General features: G+C 41.9%; 22 protein-coding genes. 6 read left to right on the forward strand and 16 right to left on the reverse strand.

Annotated features, from left to right (window positions below; translation table 11 throughout):
- Positions 1 to 58: 58 nt before the first annotated feature.
- From HUS62_RS09810 to HUS62_RS09850, 9 genes are all read right to left on the reverse strand, one after another.
- Entirely contained in the window at positions 59 to 514 is a 456-nt protein-coding gene (locus HUS62_RS09810; protein ID WP_175079380.1) for a chemotaxis protein CheW, read from the reverse strand.
- On the reverse strand, positions 511 to 2,592 hold the full coding sequence (locus tag HUS62_RS09815; protein WP_175079381.1) for a chemotaxis protein CheA: 2,082 nt from the start codon (positions 2,590 to 2,592) through the stop codon (positions 511 to 513). The genes HUS62_RS09810 and HUS62_RS09815 overlap by 4 nt, the downstream gene beginning before the upstream one ends.
- A gap of 15 nt (positions 2,593 to 2,607) precedes the next feature.
- Entirely contained in the window at positions 2,608 to 2,970 is a 363-nt protein-coding gene (locus HUS62_RS09820; RefSeq protein ID WP_054562870.1) for a response regulator, read from the reverse strand.
- A 9-nt stretch (positions 2,971 to 2,979) separates the two neighbouring features.
- Complete coding sequence (locus tag HUS62_RS09825) at positions 2,980 to 3,252, reverse strand: STAS domain-containing protein (protein WP_175079382.1); 273 nt, start codon at positions 3,250 to 3,252, stop codon at positions 2,980 to 2,982.
- 169 nt (positions 3,253 to 3,421) lie between these two features.
- Positions 3,422 to 4,039 (reverse strand): SCO family protein, encoded by a 618-nt coding sequence (locus HUS62_RS09830; RefSeq protein ID WP_258536753.1) that lies wholly within the window; start codon positions 4,037 to 4,039, stop codon positions 3,422 to 3,424.
- Positions 4,036 to 4,944, reverse strand: a complete 909-nt coding sequence (cyoE, locus tag HUS62_RS09835) for a heme o synthase (protein ID WP_175079384.1) — start codon at positions 4,942 to 4,944, stop codon at positions 4,036 to 4,038. Before cyoE ends, HUS62_RS09830 begins: the two co-directional genes overlap by 4 nt.
- A gap of 9 nt (positions 4,945 to 4,953) precedes the next feature.
- Positions 4,954 to 5,943, reverse strand: coding sequence for a heme A synthase (locus tag HUS62_RS09840; protein WP_175079385.1), 990 nt, complete (start codon positions 5,941 to 5,943; stop codon positions 4,954 to 4,956).
- Between the two features lie 20 nt (positions 5,944 to 5,963).
- Positions 5,964 to 6,458 carry a hypothetical protein gene (locus HUS62_RS09845; protein ID WP_054562875.1) on the reverse strand — a complete coding sequence of 165 codons (495 nt, stop codon included), beginning with the start codon at positions 6,456 to 6,458 and terminating at the stop codon, positions 5,964 to 5,966.
- The gene (locus HUS62_RS09850; RefSeq protein WP_175079386.1) at positions 6,439 to 7,188 is read right to left on the reverse strand and encodes an SURF1 family protein; all 750 of its coding nucleotides are present in this window, start codon (positions 7,186 to 7,188) and stop codon (positions 6,439 to 6,441) included. The genes HUS62_RS09845 and HUS62_RS09850 overlap by 20 nt, the downstream gene beginning before the upstream one ends.
- A 14-nt stretch (positions 7,189 to 7,202) precedes the next feature.
- Between HUS62_RS09850 and HUS62_RS23365 the strand changes: the two genes are divergently transcribed.
- A complete protein-coding gene (locus tag HUS62_RS23365; RefSeq protein ID WP_082710866.1) occupies positions 7,203 to 7,514 on the forward strand; it encodes a DUF2909 domain-containing protein in 312 nt (103 codons plus the stop codon).
- On the opposite strand, the gene HUS62_RS09860 is transcribed toward HUS62_RS23365, so the two are convergent.
- The 5 genes from HUS62_RS09860 to lexA all read right to left on the reverse strand — a co-directional run bounded on the left by HUS62_RS09860 (position 7,414) and on the right by lexA (position 12,649).
- A complete protein-coding gene (locus HUS62_RS09860; protein WP_054562877.1) occupies positions 7,414 to 8,289 on the reverse strand; it encodes a cytochrome c oxidase subunit 3 in 876 nt (291 codons plus the stop codon). The two genes, HUS62_RS23365 and HUS62_RS09860, sit on opposite strands and share 101 nt — an antisense overlap.
- Positions 8,290 to 8,326: 37 nt before the next feature.
- On the reverse strand, positions 8,327 to 8,857 hold the full coding sequence (locus HUS62_RS09865) for a cytochrome c oxidase assembly protein (RefSeq protein ID WP_054554454.1): 531 nt from the start codon (positions 8,855 to 8,857) through the stop codon (positions 8,327 to 8,329).
- Positions 8,857 to 10,452: a cytochrome c oxidase subunit I gene (gene ctaD / locus HUS62_RS09870; protein ID WP_054554455.1), complete on the reverse strand. Its 1,596-nt coding sequence runs from the start codon at positions 10,450 to 10,452 to the stop codon at positions 8,857 to 8,859. Before ctaD ends, HUS62_RS09865 begins: the two co-directional genes overlap by 1 nt.
- Positions 10,452 to 11,594 (reverse strand): cytochrome c oxidase subunit II, encoded by a 1,143-nt coding sequence (gene coxB / locus HUS62_RS09875; protein WP_175079387.1) that lies wholly within the window; start codon positions 11,592 to 11,594, stop codon positions 10,452 to 10,454. The genes ctaD and coxB overlap by 1 nt, the downstream gene beginning before the upstream one ends.
- Before the next feature lie 437 nt (positions 11,595 to 12,031).
- Positions 12,032 to 12,649: a transcriptional repressor LexA gene (gene lexA, locus HUS62_RS09880; protein WP_054554457.1), complete on the reverse strand. Its 618-nt coding sequence runs from the start codon at positions 12,647 to 12,649 to the stop codon at positions 12,032 to 12,034.
- A gap of 161 nt (positions 12,650 to 12,810) precedes the next feature.
- On the opposite strand from lexA, the gene HUS62_RS09885 reads away from it, so the two are divergent.
- Entirely contained in the window at positions 12,811 to 13,248 is a 438-nt protein-coding gene (locus HUS62_RS09885) for a PaaI family thioesterase (protein ID WP_175079388.1), read from the forward strand.
- Between the two features lie 7 nt (positions 13,249 to 13,255).
- On the opposite strand, the gene HUS62_RS09890 is transcribed toward HUS62_RS09885, so the two are convergent.
- The gene (locus HUS62_RS09890; RefSeq protein ID WP_054554459.1) at positions 13,256 to 13,636 is read right to left on the reverse strand and encodes a hypothetical protein; all 381 of its coding nucleotides are present in this window, start codon (positions 13,634 to 13,636) and stop codon (positions 13,256 to 13,258) included.
- Between the two features lie 158 nt (positions 13,637 to 13,794).
- Here HUS62_RS09890 and HUS62_RS09895 point away from each other — a divergent pair, with 158 nt between their 5' ends.
- Positions 13,795 to 14,520 (forward strand): hypothetical protein, encoded by a 726-nt coding sequence (locus HUS62_RS09895; protein WP_175079389.1) that lies wholly within the window; start codon positions 13,795 to 13,797, stop codon positions 14,518 to 14,520.
- Here the strand turns inward: HUS62_RS09895 and HUS62_RS09900 are convergent.
- Positions 14,495 to 14,848 (reverse strand): VOC family protein, encoded by a 354-nt coding sequence (locus tag HUS62_RS09900; RefSeq protein ID WP_175079390.1) that lies wholly within the window; start codon positions 14,846 to 14,848, stop codon positions 14,495 to 14,497. The genes HUS62_RS09895 and HUS62_RS09900 overlap by 26 nt on opposite strands.
- Positions 14,849 to 14,964: 116 nt before the next feature.
- Between HUS62_RS09900 and HUS62_RS09905 the strand changes: the two genes are divergently transcribed.
- The 3 genes from HUS62_RS09905 to HUS62_RS09915 all read left to right on the forward strand — a co-directional run bounded on the left by HUS62_RS09905 (position 14,965) and on the right by HUS62_RS09915 (position 17,708).
- Positions 14,965 to 15,618 carry an endonuclease gene (locus tag HUS62_RS09905; RefSeq protein ID WP_258536754.1) on the forward strand — a complete coding sequence of 218 codons (654 nt, stop codon included), beginning with the start codon at positions 14,965 to 14,967 and terminating at the stop codon, positions 15,616 to 15,618.
- Positions 15,619 to 15,718: 100 nt separating this feature from the next.
- Positions 15,719 to 17,341: a S41 family peptidase gene (locus HUS62_RS09910; protein ID WP_175079391.1), complete on the forward strand. Its 1,623-nt coding sequence runs from the start codon at positions 15,719 to 15,721 to the stop codon at positions 17,339 to 17,341.
- Positions 17,334 to 17,708 carry a hypothetical protein gene (locus HUS62_RS09915; RefSeq protein ID WP_175079392.1) on the forward strand — a complete coding sequence of 125 codons (375 nt, stop codon included), beginning with the start codon at positions 17,334 to 17,336 and terminating at the stop codon, positions 17,706 to 17,708. The genes HUS62_RS09910 and HUS62_RS09915 overlap by 8 nt, the downstream gene beginning before the upstream one ends.
- The last annotated feature ends 18 nt before the right edge of the window (positions 17,709 to 17,726 follow it).

The raw sequence follows: 17,726 nt of genomic DNA on the forward strand, positions 1-17,726 counted from the left end.
CGTGACCAAGGTGATTATTATGCCTTGATCTGATCACTACATATTCTATAAGTTCAATTTATAATGATCTTGCCGTGCCCACATTGACTAAACCCGCAACAAATTGCGCGTTGTCTGAGTCAGACAAATGTGGCACTGCCTTCGCTTCATGCTCAGCAATGCTATAGACATCCGAGACGGCATCAACGGCGATGCCCATAATTTTACATGTATTTTCAAGCTGTACTTTTAGAACAATTACAACGGTTAACGGCCCGTATTCGATGGCTGAAATACCAAAACGAAGCCTTAAATCAATAATAGGCACTATGGTGCCGCGCAGGTTGATAACCCCTTTGACGAAATCTGGTGAATTAGGGATCACCGTAATTTCTTCCCAACTGCGAATTTCTTGTACCGTTAAAATATCAACACCATACTCTTCTTCAGCCATGAAGAAGGTTAAAAACTGTTTTACATCTTGATCTTGTTCAAGGTTTAGTTTGTTATGCAGGTCGTCGTGCTGTGCAATCATGACGCCTCCAAATTCGCTTTTGATTCAATAATCAATTCTTGGCTCCCAGGCTTTCTAAGCCCAGATAATTTAATCAAACCACTAATATCAACAATCAAAGAAACACGACCATCCCCTAGAATTGTCGCCCCCGAGACACCATCAACTTTTTGATAATTGGCCTCTAAGCTTTTGATTACCACTTGCTGTTGCGACAATAAGTCATCAACCAATAAACCTACTTTTTGGTTGTCACTCTCAACGACAACCAACAGGGTTTTATCAAGCGTTTCAATCGCCCCTTTATGATTGAAAATATTATAAAGCCTTAAGATTGGAATATATTCGTCACGTAAACGCAGCACATCTAAGTCTTTGCCTACTCGACTCACTTTACTAATATCGATTTGCAATGACTCAATTATCGAAATCAGCGGGATAATGTAAGTGTGCTCAGCAATTCGGACTAACTGCCCATCTAAAATAGCCAACGTTAGCGGTAGACGAATTGTAAATGTCGAACCTACGCCTGGTGCAGAAGCCACTTCAACAGAGCCACTAAGTGCTTCGATATTTCGCCTTACTACATCCATACCAACGCCACGACCTGATAAGTCGCTGACTTGATCGGCTGTAGAAAATCCTGGTAAGAAAATAAGCTCGTTGATTTCGTTATCAGACAACTCATCGGTTTCTGAAATTAGGCCGTTTTTAATTGCCTTTTCACGAATTTTAGTGGTATTCAGGCCCTGACCATCGTCCATAATTTCGATAACGATATTGCCACCTTGATGAAACGCATTGAGCGTTACAGTACCAACAGGGTCTTTTCCCGCTGCAACGCGTTTATCAACGGTTTCTAAACCATGATCTAAGGAATTTCTCACTAGATGTACCATGGGGTCAGAAAGTTTCTCCATCACCGTTTTATCTAGTTCGGTTTGTTCACCCAGTAATTTAAGCTCAACTTGTTTATCAAGCTTTTGCGAGATATCGCGTACTAAGCGAGGAAAGCGACTAAACACAAAGCTGATAGGCAACATGCGAATACGCATGACATTTTCTTGTAAGTCACGGGTATTATGTGCCAGTTGTGCTAAGCCCTCTTGTAATGAGGCTATAGTTGCTTCAGTGATCTCTTGCTCACCCAATTGACTTAACATCGCTTGGGTAATCACTAATTCACCCACCATGTTGATCAATGAATCAACTTTGTCGATACCAACCCTGATTGAGGTTGATTCTGCATTGGCTGTGGTTGCTTTAACTGGCGCTGGCTTTTTCGTATCAGTGATTGGTTTAACTTCTGCAGGCTCAGCCTCTTTTGCTGGAGCAGTTTCTTCAGCAACAGTTTCAGCTGCTGTAATCTCTTCATCACCAAACAAACCACCACATAGGGTGATGGTGATATCAGCGTCATCTTCAACCCATTCGAAAATTTCTTCGATACAGCTTTGCTCTTTGTCTGTGGTTAAGAAAAAGCGCCACGATAAGAAACAGTCTTCAGGGGCAAGGTTAGTGATATCAGGCACATCATCTTGAAAGGCTTGTGTTTCAAGCTCACCTAGCTCAGCCAACTCACTGATCATATACAGTGGTTCATTACCGGTTTTAAATAAATGATGATGTGGTTTGAAATCGATTTGATAGGTATTAAAGCTGCTTTCGCTAACAGCTTCTTGCGCTTGCTCAGTTTCTTTACTTGCAGCACGCATACCAAGAATTTCTTCAAACTTAATACGCAATTCATCAGCTTCAGTTAAGTCTGGCTGCTGCTCAGCTTGTAGAGTTCTGAGTAACGCCCTCAAACAGTCAACTGATTTTAAAAGTAAATTTACATGCTCAGCAGTAAGATCTCGTGAACCCTCACGAATTTGATCTAACAGAGTTTCAAGAACATGAGTAAAGTCTGCAACAGCACTAAAACCAAAGGTACCGCTGCCTCCTTTTATTGAATGCGCAGCGCGAAAAATTGTATTTATGGTCTCTAAGTCTTCTTCGCCAGGCACTAAGTTTAATAACTCAGCCTCCATAGCGTCGAGTCCTTCGAAGCTTTCTTCGAAGAATACTTCAAAAAATTGGCTTAGATCTATACTCATGCCCCGCTCCTATTATTAGCGAATCACTTTTTTCAATACCGCTAACAATTGCTCAGGATTAAATGGCTTAACAATCCAACCAGTTGCACCAGCAGCTTTACCTTCAGACTTTTTATCAAGACCCGACTCTGTGGTCAGCATCAGTAAAGGTGTGAACTTATAATTAGGTAAGCTACGTAATTCACGAATAAGGGTAATACCATCCATTACCGGCATATTCACATCAGAAATAACAGCATCAAAGCCTTGTTGTTTGGCGATATTTAAAGCTTCGCTGCCGTCTTTCGCTTCTGTCACATCAAATCCTGCTTTTTTAAGCGTAAAACCAACCATTTGGCGCATAGATGCAGAATCGTCTACTGCTAAAATTCTTTTCATAAAAACCTCTTAATTGGCATTCTCAAGCACAAGATAATGGCTTAAGCCCAAACTATTAATTGCCTGTTGCAACGGCTTACTCTCGCCAACCCAAATAATTTTGTGTTGCACCGAAAGCAAATGCTTCTGTAATGCACATAAAAGCTGAATTGATGCTGTGTCAGCACGGGTCACTTCACTGATATCCAGACAGATATCATCATTTGCTGACAACTCTTGTAGCAAATCTTGATGGAGTGTTTCGACCTGTCTAATAGCTAGTTCTGTAGGGAGCTTTAACATTACTTATACCTTCCCTGCTTTAAACAATTCATAACAAAAGCTTAGACTGACTAAATAAAAATGCCATAATTTGAATCAAAAAATAGTAAAATTTTTTAGTAGCTTAGACATTTATATCAAAAAAGGAAGCTTTTCTTTTGCGGAAAATGACTCCCTTAACCAAGAAAGTTTACTTTGCGTAATAATCTGCTATTTTTTTGAACTCTTCAGTCAAAGTTGTGGCGTTTATTAATGGCACGCTGCCTTGTTTAAATTCAGGCTTAAAAATCGCACGTACCGAGCCATCGCCATCAACCATCACTACCGACGCGCTATGATCAACGGCATACTCTTGCTCATCACTATCGTTAATTGCGTAAATTAAGCCAAGCTCTCTAACAAATGGAAAAAGTTGCTTGTGTGAGCCTGATACTGCAAGAAAATCAGGATTAAAGTAATCAATGTAGGCTTTGCGCTTTTCGGTTGTATCACGTTTTGGATCTACGGCAACAAACCATACTTGCACTTTGTAATCTTGGCTTAGCTGCTTTTGCACTGCAGTTAACTTCGCCAGTGTCATTGGACATATATCAGGGCAACTGGTATAGCCTAAAAAGACCAAATTCCAATGCCCCATAAACTGACTGTTATCAGCGGGCGCACCATGTTGATCGGTTAATAAAAACGGACTAATCGGCTTTGCCTGCTCATAAACCAGTGCTTCGACTTCAGGTGCGCTGTTGTTTTTACCACAACCGGTTACAAACAATACCGCACTGAAACATAAAAAAGCGACGATTCGCGTCATAAAACTAACCATTTATCAATGAATAAGGCGATAAAGAGTAGCATTAAATGCACGATTGAAAAACGAAATAAGTCCATTGCTGTATCATCTTTTGGGGCAATTTTTAGTTTTAACGCTTTATAAATGAATATCGCATTTAAAACGCTTGCACCTAATAAGTAAATTAGCCCTGACATGCCAATTAAATAAGGCAGCACACATACCAAAGCAAGCAAAATGCTGTAGCCAACAACGCAAGTTTTACAAAATTCAATACCGTGAGTAACAGGCAACATAGGAATTTTTGCCCGCTCGTAATCACTTTTACGTGCAATCGCCAAGGCCCAAAAATGTGGTGGGGTCCAAGTAAATATAATCATCACTAACAGCCAAGGAGCTGCAGCCATATGGCCTGTTTCAGATACCCACCCTAGCAACGGCGGCATAGCACCTGCCAAACCACCAATAACAATATTTTGCGGTGTAGCACGCTTTAAAAATGAGGTGTAAATAAAGGCATAGCCGACAAGTGCAAACAAAGTAAGAATGGCTGTGAGCGTATTCGCCCATACCATAAGCATAACAAAACCTAGCACACCAATAGTCGCAGCAAAGCTCAAAGCATGTTGTTTACTGAGCCGACCTTTTGCCACAGGACGATGACGTGTACGTGCCATTTTACTGTCGATTTCACTATCAACAACATGATTGATCACGGCAGCAGCAGCCGACAGCAAGCCAATGCCTAGCAAACTTGCAAGCTGCACAAATATCCCTCGCCCAACATCGGGAGCCAATGCCAAACCAACCCAAGCAGTGAGTACAAGCATAGCAACTACTTTAAACTTACTGATAGCTAAGTAATCTTTAAGTAACTCTGAGCTTTGAATAAATAATGATTTTTCTGAGCTTAGTAATAATGCCATCACAGCCTCCTAAGTTCTTATTTTTAAGTGGAAGCATAGTCTTACCATGCTAAGCAGTAACAATGCGGCCATTAGGTTGTGCGCAAGCGCTACACTTAATGGGAAGTGCCAGTGCACAACAGCTAGGCCTAAACAGATTTGGCACAACAAAGCGATTAATACAGTGACTGTGCAGTGCTTAATTTTTCGAGAGTAACAGCGTGAATATATGCGCCACATGATCAGCGCTAACACCACACAAGTAACCAGCGCCCAAATACGGTGTAGCAGATGAATAGACATACGCGCCTGCTGCGATAAAACGCCATATTCATAGGTGCTGTGCTCAAGCGGTAGCTGAAACACACTCTTCAAAGAAAACGGTTGTCCGTAGCTACACAGCGGTAAGCCATTACAATGCGGAGCGGCGTAATTTGCTGCAAGCCAGCCACCCAACGCAATTTGCAGTATTAGCACCACCAAGCCCACCAGCGCTAACTGATAATATGGCTTTGCGCCGCTATCACTGCTAGCAACAGGGTCGGTCTTTAAACGTAGATACAATAAAAACAGCAACGACAAGATACTAAAACCGCCGAGCAAATGCCCCATAACAACCAAAGGCTGTAGGTTCATAGTGACAGTCCACATGCCCAATACGGCTTGGAAAATTACCAGCAATAATAGTGCTAATGGCAATTTAACCGGCGTATTTGGATATTGGCGCTTTAAAAATGCAAAAACAAACAAAGCTAAAATTAATAGACCAAGGGCACCGGCAAAATAGCGATGGATCATTTCTTTCCAAGCTTTTGCTGCTTCAAACATCATATCAGGGTAGTTTTGTTCAACATGTAACAGAGCGGTTTCATGTTTTGGCACGGTTAAAAATCCATAGCAACCAGGCCAGTCAGGGCAGCCAAGCCCAGCATCACTCAGCCGTGTATAAGCACCAAGTCCAACAACTAAGATAGAGAAGAAAACCGTAATTAAGACTAAATATTTATAATTTTTATACATCTTTATCCCCTTAATGAGGTTTAACTTGAACGCGCATAGTTAAGTAGTTTCTTTAAGTCTTTAAGTAAGCCTTTTTGAATCAGTCTGTTTTGTTCTGGCTCAGCCGTGTAGGGGTAATGCAAAACCACTAAGCCCATGTGATCAACCAAGTATAAGTCTCCCGCTTTGAGCGCAGGACTTACTGCTAATTGACGCCAATTTGCCGATACCTGCTGTTGATTTGTCAGTACCGCCACATCCACTTTTTGCTGATTTTTACCTAAAGCGACATATAGGTTATCTAGACTGGCTAATTGGTTTGCACAAACTTCACTGCACTCTTTTGGATAATTAAGCGCAATTGTCCATTGTTTAGGATCGCCTTGTTGCCAATCAGCTAATTTAACTTCTTCGCTTAAAAGCTCACCATGATTACTCGAACCACTCGGTAACCACTCAAGCTTTAATGCTGCATAAGCAAGTGCCAGCGGCACAAAACAGCATAAAACGAATAAACTAAGCGGGTTTATTTTCATAACCTCTCCTTCTCATCGCAAAATAAGCAATAACAACACACGCTAAGCCGATTAATAACCACTGCACGGCATAGGCGTAATGTTTATCTGGCCCCATCACGACACTCTGGTAATGCGGGGTTGCAATACCATCTGCTTCATTGCGATAACCAATAAAGTCTTGTAAGGGCTTTGCTAATTGAGCACTAAAAATTGCTAAGTCGATGCCTTGAATACGCTTAGGCCAGCCTTGCTCTGCACCAATCTCATCGGCAAGTGTGAAGCCTTGTAAGTTGCCTTGTTTCAATTGCACAGTAGCCGTAAAGCTTGTTGATTCTGGCCACACAACTTTTGGCAACTGGCTACGGTTTGTTGGAGCTTTTAGCCAACCAAAGTTAACGATTAAAGGCACGCTTTCACCTGCAATTGTCATCGCTACTAGTAAGTCATAGCCCACTTGCCCCTGATAAATTTGATTATCAAGCAGCCAGTAATGTTGTTTATTTACCTCGCCAGAGACCTTGACTTGCAAGCCCGTTTTGTTCAGCTCACTAGGTAAATTTTGCAGTTCTTGCCAGCTCAAAACGCCTTGCTCTTTCGAAACGGATAACTGGCTTAGTTGCTGCTGTTTTTGCTCGCCTCGCTGGTATTGCCAAACGCTTAGTCGCAAACAAATAAGCACTGCAAGTATCACAACGCAAATTGCGATAATTGAGCTAAGCTTTTGTTTACGCCATAAAATTAACTGCATTTGGAATACCTAATATGATTAAAATCATTATTGTTTTGTTATTACTTTATATTCTGTTCAACCTATTTAGAGCGCTGTTTGTGATGATGTCAGCAAAAGAGCACTCGAAACCCATGTCGCATTACTTAGGTCGTCGAGTGCTGTTTTCAGGTATTGTGCTGGTGCTCATCATTGCCGCAATGAAATTGGGCTTTATTCACACCAACCCGTCGCCGCTTCACAAAGCTACAGCACGTACACAAACACAAATAAACACAACCACACCACATCAACAAAGTGCCAATACCAAGCAGCCGCTTGAAAGGCAAAATGCTTTTCACTCGTGAAGTGGCCTTTAAAGATTCTGAGCAGCACCACAAATAAAATAATGGTGCCTAGTGTCACGTGCATACCGTGAAATCCAGTTAACAAGAAAAAGGTATTTCCATAAACGCCCGCATCTAAGGTCAAACCTAAATCTTGGTAAGCATGCATATACTCGTAAACTTGTAAGCCAAGGAAAATCACACCTAATAGCACAGTTAAAGATAAAAATACCTTTAGGGCGCCGCGCTTATTGTTTTCTATCGCAACATGAGCAAAGTGAATTGTGACCGATGAGGTAAGCAGAATAAGCGTGTTGATCAGAGGTAGACCTTGCCAGCCCATAGCCTGTGTGGTCTCGCCCGCTGGCGTAGTTAATAGCGGCCATACGGCTTCAAAGGTTGGCCAGAGCACTTCGTTGGTCATGGCATTATTACCAGCACCACCAAGCCAAGGCACCGAAATCATACGTGCGTAAAAAAGAGCGCCAAAAAATGCCATAAAGAACATAACCTCAGAGAATATGAACCAGCTCATACCTTGTCTGAAGGAGCGGTCCATTTGTGCTGAGTAAAGCCCTTTATGAGACTCTTCAATAACGTTTCTAAACCAGCTAAAAACCATATAAATTAATATGGCAATGCCTAGATACAAGACATACTGACCACTACTGCCCTCACCACTTACTTGCATCACAGTTAAACCAGCACCAACAGCAATTAAAAACATCGCGATGGCACCAACTATTGGCCAAGGACTCTCGGCTGGAACATAGTATTTTTCATAATTTTGATTCATTTTGTTTGCTCCCAATTAGCAATTAGCTTGGCGGCTTTTAATCGTTTTTAGCCACAACATGCCCGCTAATATCAAACACGGTATACGACAACGTCAGTTCCTCAACATCGTCGGGTAACTCAGTATCAACATAAAACAACAAGGTAAATTCCATTTCTTCACCGGCTTTCATTGGCTGCTGATCAAAGCAAAAACAGGCTATTTTATGTAAGTACTTTGCCGCTTTACCCGGTGATACTGATGGAATTGCTTGCATGACTTTGTCTTCATTACTGGTGTTCTTTGCTGAGAATTTAACTTCACGCATTGCACCAGGTTGTACCGCCACGCTGTATTGCTCAGACTGCACCTTAAATGGCGCGCCGCTTTGGGCGTGAGTGGTAAAGCTGACATCAACTTGGCGCTGTGTATTTATTGATTCACTCGCGCTCGCTTTTTCTAATGATGGCTTACCATTCAACCCTGTAACGTCGCAAAACACGTCGTAAAGCGGCACCATTGCAAAAGCAAATGCGAACATGAGCAAGCATGTAATCAGCAGTTTTTTTAGCAAAGGTGCATGGTTCATTACTTAATCTCCGGCGGTGTTTCAAAGGTGTGATAAGGCGCTGGAGAATCGACTTCCCACTCTAAACCTTCAGCTCCATCCCATACTTTGGCAGGTGCCTTTTCGCCACCTCGAGCGCATTTAAATACCACCAATACAAACAACAGTTGCGATAAGCCAAATGCAAAACCACCAATACTGATAATGGCGTTAAAGTCAGCGAATTGCAGAGCATAGTCAGGAATACGACGCGGCATACCAGCAAGGCCAACAAAGTGCATAGGGAAGAACAACACGTTGACACTGATTAGCGATAACCAAAAATGCCATTTTGCCAGCGTTTCGTTGTACATGTTGCCAGTCCATTTCGGTAGCCAATAATAGGCTCCCGCCATAATTGAGAACACAGCCCCCGTCACAAGCACATAATGGAAGTGAGCCACCACAAAATAGGTATCGTGATACTGAAAATCTGCTGGTGTAATCGCAAGCATCAAGCCAGAGAAACCACCTAAGGTGAATAACACTATAAAGGCGATGGCAAACATCATCGGAATTTCGAAGCTAATCGAACCTCGCCACATGGTGGCCACCCAGTTAAACACTTTAACGCCCGTTGGTACCGAGATAAGCATGGTGGCGTACATAAAAAACAACTCGCCTGCCACAGGCATCCCTGTGGTAAACATATGATGTGCCCAAACGATAAAACTTAGCAGCGCAATCGATGAAGTTGCATACACCATAGACGCATAGCCAAATAGCTTTTTGCGCGAGAAGGTCGGTACGATAGTCGATATAATGCCAAAGGCCGGCAAAATCATGATGTACACTTCGGGGTGACCGAAGAACCAGAAAATGTGCTGGAACATTACAGGGTCGCCCCCACCGGCTGCATCAAAAAAGCTGGTTGCAAAGTATTTATCGGTCAACACCATAGTGACTGCCCCTGCTAGAACAGGCATAACAGCAATTAACAAAAATGCAGTGATTAACCATGTCCATACAAATAGCGGCAGCTTCATCCACGTCATACCTGGCGCTCTTAGGTTGACGATAGTCACGATAACGTTAATCGCCCCCATAATTGAGCTGATACCCATGATATGTACGGCAAACACAAAAAGTGCAGTGTTATCGTTGCTGTAAGTTGTTGATAGTGGTGCGTAGAAAGTCCAACCAAACGCAGGACCACCACCAGGCATGAGTAACGAAGCCAATAGAATTAAAAATGCGAACGGCAATATCCAAAAGCTCCAGTTATTCATACGTGGTAAGGCCATATCAGGTGCGCCTATCATCATAGGTACCATCCAGTTTGCAAGCCCAGTAAATGCGGGCATAACGGCACCAAACACCATGATCAAACCATGTACGGTAGTCATTTGGTTGAAAAAGTGCGGATCAACTAACTGTAATCCAGGCTGAAACAGTTCAGCGCGGATCACCATTGCCATCGCTCCACCAATTAAAAACATAGTGAGTGAAAAAATCAGGTATAAACTACCAATGTCTTTATGATTGGTGGTGTAAAGCCAACGCTTAAAACCTTTAGCTGGATGATGATGGTCGTGATGCGCATGCCCTGTTGCTTGCTCGTTAATAACATTACTCATTAGTTCGCCTCCGCTGCTGCATCAATCGCGGCTTGAATTTGACTCGGTTGGATAACATCGCCGGTATCATTACCCCACGCGTTTCGCTTATAAGTAATAACCGCAGCAAGTTGCTTAATTGAAAGCTGTTTATCAAACGCTTGCATTGCTGTGCCAGGCTTACCGTGTAACACGATATCTATGTGATCTTTTACATCACCTAATACAATCGGGCTGCCTTTAAGTGCTGGAAAAACGCCTGGTAAGCCCATACCGGTAGGTTGGTGACATGCAGCACAGCTTGCCATATACACTTGCTCACCTAAGACCATAAGCTCTTCTTTCGGTAATGTTTGATCAAGCAAAGCAGCATCTGCTGCGGCCGCATTGGCTCTTTCTTGCTTGGCATCTGCAAGCCAATTAGCAAATTCATCTTCAGGTAAGGCTTTCACCACAACAGGCATAAAGCCATGATCTTTACCGCATAACTCAGCACATTGACCACGGTATACTCCTGGCTCGTTAATACGTGTCCACGCTTCATTGATAAACCCAGGATTTGCGTCCTTTTTAACCGCAAAATCAGGCACCCACCATGAATGAATTACATCGTCTGAGGTCATTAAAAAGCGAACTTTTTTATTGATAGGAAGTACTAGCGGTTTATCTACTTCAAGCAAATAATGCTCAGTTTTCTCTGCTTGGTTGTCTATTTGATCTTTAGGAGTAGATAGAATCGAGTAATAAGCAATGTCTTCACCCATGTACTCGTAATGCCACTTCCATTGTGAGCCAGTCACTTTAATGGTGATATCGGCTTTAGAGGCATCTTCCATGGCAATTAAGGTTTTTGTGGCAGGCACAGCCATGGCGATTAAGATGACAAATGGAATGGCAGTCCAAAGTATTTCAACTTTTGTACTTTCATGAAATTGGGCAGGCTTGGCCCCTTTGGATTTACGGTGGTGTATTAAAGCCCAAAACATCACCGCAAATACGATGATGCCGATTACACAGCAGATAATAAATATCGTCATGTGTAACTCATAAACATTATTACTTATATCGGTCACCCCTTTACGCATATTGTATTGGCTATTTGCCAATGCAAGCTCAGGAAGTGCAAACAATATAAGCCACAAGGCGTAACGCAGTTTACCCATGTGACGGCTCCTTTAGATGCTATTGCAAGACGCAAAGCGAAAAGGCGATACAACAAGGTGCCCATTCGTTTTTCTTATTGTTCAGAGCGACTACGTATCATTTTGACCCACTTATGATACCGACCCCATGACTAACACCTCGCACATTTTTGTGCCTTTTTATTAATTAGGTGTTAATACAGTGTATTAACCAATTAGTTAAAAAATAACCAATAAGCAAGTTTTAATGATAATAAATGTTTATTTTGGTGCATAAATAACAACTATAATCAGCGCGTTATTTAATGTTTAGGAGTAAGAACGAAATATAAAAAGAGAGGAAAACTGCGCCATATAAGGCTTTAAATGAAGAGTAAGGATTCACAAATCCTAATTAAGTAGTAAAATTCCAGCGGCGCACCAAATTGAGTCAATTTAATGCACCAAATTGGGAACGTTTACATCCAGTCAGCGTTACGAATAACACCTACCGCTAACCCCTCGATGTTGAACGACTCATGCTCAAGGTCAACCTCAATAGGCGAAAACTCTTCGTTCTCAGCGTGTAAAAGTACTTTGCGACCCGCCTTTTCTAGACGCTTAACTGTTACATCTTCATCGACTCGAGCTACAACTACTTGCCCGTTTTCAGCAACTTGTGTTCTGTGTACTGCAAGCAAATCGCCATCCATAATACCAATGTCTTTCATACTCATACCATTTACACGCAGTAAGAAATCGGCAGCAGGTTTAAATAATGAAGGATCAACTTGGCAGTGACTTTCAACATGCTCTTGCGCCAAAATAGGTTCACCAGCTGCAACACGGCCAATTAAAGGTAAGCCTAGTTGCTCTGGCTCATCTTCTTCAATTAACTGAATACCGCGACTCGCCCCAGGCTTCATTTTGATCATGCCTTTTTTTGCCAGTGCTTTTAGGTGTTCTTCAGCAGCGTTGGCACTTTTAAAACCCAATGTTTGAGCTATTTCAGCACGCGTAGGTGGCATGCCTGTATCTTTAATAAAGACTTTAATTAGTTCTAAAATTTGCGATTGGCGTTTAGTTAATGGGCGCATACAACTGGTTTTCCATACAGTACATTTAACTGTGAGTATATACAGTTATTTGAAAATCGCAAATTTAAATTAACCCCATCATATTGCTACAAAACTAACATTGAACCACACCGAAAGATGCCATAAGGTATTATCTTTAATTAGCAGGCTAAGGAAACACAATGAGTATTTGGCACCAACCAATCACGTTAGAGCTTTGCAAAGAGCTGGAACAAGGGATTACCGGTCAAGGCACTTTAATGAAAACTATGGGCATTGAGGTAACTGAAATTGGCGATGATTATTTAATGGCAACCATGCCTGCTATTCCTGAGCATCATAACCCTATGGGCATGGTCCATGGCGGAGCAAACGTTGTATTAGCAGAGACAGTGGCAAGCTATGCAGCCAATTTCGTGGTTGATTTCAATAAGTATTATGCTGTTGGCCAAGAAATTAATGCCAACCACATGAAAGCGTCACGCAAAGGAACGTTAACAGCAACTGCGAGACCGCTGCATTTAGGTAAGCGAACTTCTGTTTGGGATATTAAAATTACCAATGCCGCAGGAGAGCTTTGCTGCGTATCAAGAATGACCGCAGCTGTTGTAGAGCGATAAATTCTGGCTATTTTTCGACAGGATAAATAGTAATTTCAATCCCTGCGCCAATTGCAGAGATACGTAACAAGGTATCGGCATGCAGGGGTTGGTTAAAGCATTTAGGCGAATTACCTGATTCAAAGCCTATATCAAATGTACGCTTTGAGCACGATAACCACTGTTTTAATGCATTGCGCGAGCAAGACTCAATAAGCTCGCAAAGCTGGTTAATGGCTTTATCTGGAGAGCTGATATCTGCGGTTGCTTCAATACGTGCTAGTTGGCGGTATTCATCTTGGTCATAATGTAAAACCATGGCGTTTTTCTTCAAATCAGCAACAAGCGCACTAATATCGTGCTTTGACTCAAGCTCCAGATCTACATTTAAAAATTGAATTTCCGACATACTCTCGTTTTTACCCTCTATTGATATCGACTGAAACTTTAACTCAGTTTTGTATATATACCAAATCTAGAATACAGTTAATGCGACATTATGCCGCATTGGCAATCTAGCTAAACAACCTAAAATAGCGCCCACATAACAATAATAACGGGGTAATAATGAATAAACGCCTGTTTAAGTATGCTCGTAAAGGGCATAAATGGCTTGGCTACTTACTTGCTTTGCAGATCTTTTTTTGGCTCTTAGGTGGGCTGGTAATGAGCTCATTACCACTTGAAAAAGTGCATGGTAAGCATCTGGCTAATCGCAGTTTAAGTAGCCCATTTTTATTGTCGGACTACCCTGCTTCAATTGATAAAATAACAGCGCAATTCGAGCAAATCGAGGGTATTAAATATAGCCATTTTTTAAATACCCCGATTATAGAAGTTACATCCTCTAGCGGTACGTTTATTTTTGATGGCAGAACAGGTGCTAAAATGCCTACACCGAGTAAAGCGCAAATCATAGAAAATGCGCAAGCTCACCTGCTTATTGACGCAAAAATAACGCAAGCGAAGTTATTAACAAAAGGGCCTAGAGAAGTCGGTCACAAAGCCAATGTTTGGCAAATTAGCTTCGATGATTGGTTAACAACAACCTTATATTTAGATAGCCAAACCGGTAAAGTTATAACTGTGCGCAGCACTCTGTGGCGCATTTTCGACTTTTTCTGGATGCTACACATTATGGATTATGATGAGCGTGAGAACTTTAACAATCCACTACTCATCAGCTTCTCAGCCACCAGCGTACTATTTTGTATTACAGGAGTTCTCTTGTTACTACAAAACGTTCGAATTAAACGTAGAAAGTCAGCTACACGTGTTGGTCAATCAAAATAGGATTGCCATCTGGGTCGGTGATAATAAAACTCGCGTCACCGGCCTTTTGTATTTCTAATCCTTGTTGCTGAAATTGTGTAGCTAATTGCTCAAAGGTTGCAAATTCATCCAAAGCTTCAGCATTTTGATCCCACCCAGGATTAAAGGTCAGCATGGTTTTATCAAACATACCTTGAAACAAACCAATTAAATGTTCACCGTTTTTCATAATTAGCCAATGCTGTTCTATCTCCCCAGCAAACACTTTGAAACCCAGCTTTTCATAAAACTGCTCTGAGGCATGGATATCTTTTACATTTAGACTTACAGAAAAAGCACCTAATAACATAGTTGTAATTCCTTTAATAAAAACGGCCTAACAACTATAGCTGAGTTGAAAAACTTTTCCTTTTTAGAATAGTCGCTCTAAAATGGCGGCTCCTGTAGTTCACTGATGTGATGGATATGCGTTTATTCCTATACTTAGTCCTTTGTTTCATTTTCACTTTTCCTATATCCGCTAAAGAATTTTCGAGCTTTTACAGTGCCAAAAAGCATTTAATTAAGAATCTACCAAGCAACACTAAAAGCTTATATTGTGGTTGCGATATCAAGCGCCAAGGTAAAAAACTTGTGCCAGACCCTGATGCGTGTGGTTATATTCCTAGAAACTCTGTCACCCGCTCAGGAAAAGAGAATGCTCGCGCAAAAAGAATAGAGTGGGAGCACATTGTGCCTGCCTGGGAGTTTGGCCACCAATTACAATGCTGGCAGGATGGCGGTCGCAAAAACTGTAAAAAGGTCAGTGAAAAGTTTCGTCAAATGGAAGCCGACATTAATAACCTTGCACCTGCTATAGGCGAGATCAATGCTGACCGCTCAAACTTTCGCTATGGCATGGTGTCAACATCAAGTGCAAGTTACGGAGCATGCCCTGTAAAAGTCGACTTTAAGCAACGCGTATTTGAGCCACCCATTTATGCAAGAAAGCAAATAGCCGATACCTATTTTTATATGCAAAAAACCTATGGCTTAAAAATATCTGACAAACAACGCAAACTGTTTGAGTCATGGCAAAAGCTTGAAATAGCTGAAATTAACAACCGTAAGTCTTTATAACTAGAAGCACATTCGTTTACATTTCAGACGCTATAATTTATTGCTTTCAGATAAAGTAATTGCTAGCTTTTAGTCAATTACTATCGCAAAGGAAGCACTCATGTTTATCAATAATAAACTCGCATTAGCCATTTTTTTAGCGGCCTCAGGCGCGTCTCTATCTGGTTGTGGCGGCGGTGGCTCATCGAGTAATACCGATACTACCAATCCACCACCAACAACTTCAGAACCCACCTGGACGGCTGGTGTTTTTGAGCCATCGAGCGAATTTAAAGATCAATGCGCTGTACCACGTACTGGCAATGATCCATATAACAATAATCAACCTTACCCAGATACAGCAGGGTCTGAATTTACTGAGAAGATGTGGCTACGTTCATGGAGTGACGAAACCTACCTCTGGTACGATGAAATAGAAGACAACAATCCTGACAACTTCAGCTCTGTCGCCGCTTATTTTGATCAGTTAAAGACCTTCGAAACAACTGATTCTGGTGCTTCTAAAGACAACTTTCATTTTAGCAGACCCACTGAAGAATATTATCAAGAGGCTCAATCAGGTGTGGTTTCTGGCTATGGTATCAATTGGGCATTTATCAGTAATGTTCCACCACGAGAGTTGCGTGTTGCCTATTTAGAGGATGACTCACCGGCTGCAAATGCAGGCTTACAACGTGGTGATACTATTTTAATGGTCGACGACGTTAGTATTAACACTAATACCCAAGAAGGCGTAGATATTCTAAATGAAGCGCTATTTGGACCGACAGCTGGCGACTCTCACAACTTTGTTGTGCAAAGTAACGATGGCACCGAAAAGTCGTTTACCTTAGTTGCAGGAAATATTACCCAATCACCCGTGCAGAATGTTGATACTCTAACAACTGGCAACGGTACAAAAGTGGGGTATATGCAATTTAATAGCTTTATCAGTATTGCTCAGCCTGAGCTGATAAGTGCAGTGAACAAGTTCAAAGCCGATAATATTGATGAATTGGTTATCGACTTTAGATATAACGGTGGTGGCTTATTAGCGCTTTCATCGCAACTTGCCTATATGGTTGCAGGCCCTGCGAATACCGATGATTTCTATTACTATCAAACAATTCAGAACGACAAACAGCCACAAGAGGACCCATATCCATTTATCGATCTTGAAATCGATTACTCTACCTTCAGATCAACGGGCAATACTTTACCCGACCTAAACCTCTCAAAAGTGTATGTGTTAAGTACAGATAACACCTGCTCTGCTTCTGAGGCGTTTATTAATGGTTTAAAAGGTATCGATGCTGAGGTGATCCTAATTGGTGGCACTACCTGCGGTAAACCCTATGGTTTTACCCCAACACATAACTGCGCGACCACTTACTATACAATTCAATTTTCAGGCGCAAATTATAAAGGCTTCGGCGAATACTCAGACGGCTTAAAGCCAACTCCCTCACCTCAGTTTGATGCAGATGTAAGAGGATGTGAAGTTGCAGATGACTTTGACAACAAACTAGGTGATAGCCAAGAAGACTTATTAGCAACCGCGCTTTATCATATTGAAAATAATACTTGCCCAATTGTGGTTGAGTCATCAAGTGCTAAGCAACCTAGCTTTACATCGCAAGCAACTCAAGAAATAGGCCTACCACTTACGATTAAGCAACCGCTTTACAAAAATAATATGGATTTAACCCGTCCGCTACCAGCTAAGGAAGGTGATAATGAATAAAGCACTGTTCTTAACCTGCACCTTACTGACAAGCATAGCAGGCTGTAAAAGTACTCAAGCAGAGCAACCGCAAGATGCTACGCTTGTTCGGGTAAACCCGGGAGTGATTACTGATATACAGCAGGCTATTCAGTCTGCTAAAGGCGGTGCACTGGTCACCTTAGCCGATGATGTGTTTACTAAAAGCGCAGAGTTACTGATTGACCACGGCACCAACAAAGGGCCTGATGGCCTGCCAATTATGGGCGCCCACTCAATTCCTTCTGAGAAGTTTGTGTTGCAAAAAGCAGGTGAGCAATGCCTGCTTTACTACCCCAAAAAAGAGCTCCGTATTCCACTTCCTAATGTAGAATGCGAAGTTAACTAACAAAAGGCGCAGCTTAGG

It is taken from the genome of Pseudoalteromonas sp. 0303, from assembly GCF_013349995.1.
Taxonomy (GTDB): domain Bacteria; phylum Pseudomonadota; class Gammaproteobacteria; order Enterobacterales; family Alteromonadaceae; genus Pseudoalteromonas.

What these genes read in the sequence shown, in the direction of transcription:
- HUS62_RS09810 (WP_175079380.1), bottom strand. Translation starts at nt 514, where the DNA reads ATGATTGCACAGCACGACGACCTGCATAACAAACTAAACCTTGAACAA.
- HUS62_RS09815 (WP_175079381.1), bottom strand. Translation starts at nt 2,592, where the DNA reads ATGAGTATAGATCTAAGCCAATTTTTTGAAGTATTCTTCGAAGAAAGC.
- HUS62_RS09820 (WP_054562870.1), bottom strand. Translation starts at nt 2,970, where the DNA reads ATGAAAAGAATTTTAGCAGTAGACGATTCTGCATCTATGCGCCAAATG.
- HUS62_RS09825 (WP_175079382.1), bottom strand. Translation starts at nt 3,252, where the DNA reads ATGTTAAAGCTCCCTACAGAACTAGCTATTAGACAGGTCGAAACACTC.
- HUS62_RS09830 (WP_258536753.1), bottom strand. Translation starts at nt 4,039, where the DNA reads ATGACGCGAATCGTCGCTTTTTTATGTTTCAGTGCGGTATTGTTTGTA.
- cyoE (WP_175079384.1), bottom strand. Translation starts at nt 4,944, where the DNA reads ATGGCATTATTACTAAGCTCAGAAAAATCATTATTTATTCAAAGCTCA.
- HUS62_RS09840 (WP_175079385.1), bottom strand. Translation starts at nt 5,943, where the DNA reads ATGTATAAAAATTATAAATATTTAGTCTTAATTACGGTTTTCTTCTCT.
- HUS62_RS09845 (WP_054562875.1), bottom strand. Translation starts at nt 6,458, where the DNA reads ATGAAAATAAACCCGCTTAGTTTATTCGTTTTATGCTGTTTTGTGCCG.
- HUS62_RS09850 (WP_175079386.1), bottom strand. Translation starts at nt 7,188, where the DNA reads ATGCAGTTAATTTTATGGCGTAAACAAAAGCTTAGCTCAATTATCGCA.
- HUS62_RS23365 (WP_082710866.1), top strand. Translation starts at nt 7,203, where the DNA reads ATGATTAAAATCATTATTGTTTTGTTATTACTTTATATTCTGTTCAAC.
- HUS62_RS09860 (WP_054562877.1), bottom strand. Translation starts at nt 8,289, where the DNA reads ATGAATCAAAATTATGAAAAATACTATGTTCCAGCCGAGAGTCCTTGG.
- HUS62_RS09865 (WP_054554454.1), bottom strand. Translation starts at nt 8,857, where the DNA reads ATGAACCATGCACCTTTGCTAAAAAAACTGCTGATTACATGCTTGCTC.
- ctaD (WP_054554455.1), bottom strand. Translation starts at nt 10,452, where the DNA reads ATGAGTAATGTTATTAACGAGCAAGCAACAGGGCATGCGCATCACGAC.
- coxB (WP_175079387.1), bottom strand. Translation starts at nt 11,594, where the DNA reads ATGGGTAAACTGCGTTACGCCTTGTGGCTTATATTGTTTGCACTTCCT.
- lexA (WP_054554457.1), bottom strand. Translation starts at nt 12,649, where the DNA reads ATGCGCCCATTAACTAAACGCCAATCGCAAATTTTAGAACTAATTAAA.
- HUS62_RS09885 (WP_175079388.1), top strand. Translation starts at nt 12,811, where the DNA reads ATGAGTATTTGGCACCAACCAATCACGTTAGAGCTTTGCAAAGAGCTG.
- HUS62_RS09890 (WP_054554459.1), bottom strand. Translation starts at nt 13,636, where the DNA reads ATGTCGGAAATTCAATTTTTAAATGTAGATCTGGAGCTTGAGTCAAAG.
- HUS62_RS09895 (WP_175079389.1), top strand. Translation starts at nt 13,795, where the DNA reads ATGAATAAACGCCTGTTTAAGTATGCTCGTAAAGGGCATAAATGGCTT.
- HUS62_RS09900 (WP_175079390.1), bottom strand. Translation starts at nt 14,848, where the DNA reads ATGTTATTAGGTGCTTTTTCTGTAAGTCTAAATGTAAAAGATATCCAT.
- HUS62_RS09905 (WP_258536754.1), top strand. Translation starts at nt 14,965, where the DNA reads ATGCGTTTATTCCTATACTTAGTCCTTTGTTTCATTTTCACTTTTCCT.
- HUS62_RS09910 (WP_175079391.1), top strand. Translation starts at nt 15,719, where the DNA reads ATGTTTATCAATAATAAACTCGCATTAGCCATTTTTTTAGCGGCCTCA.
- HUS62_RS09915 (WP_175079392.1), top strand. Translation starts at nt 17,334, where the DNA reads ATGAATAAAGCACTGTTCTTAACCTGCACCTTACTGACAAGCATAGCA.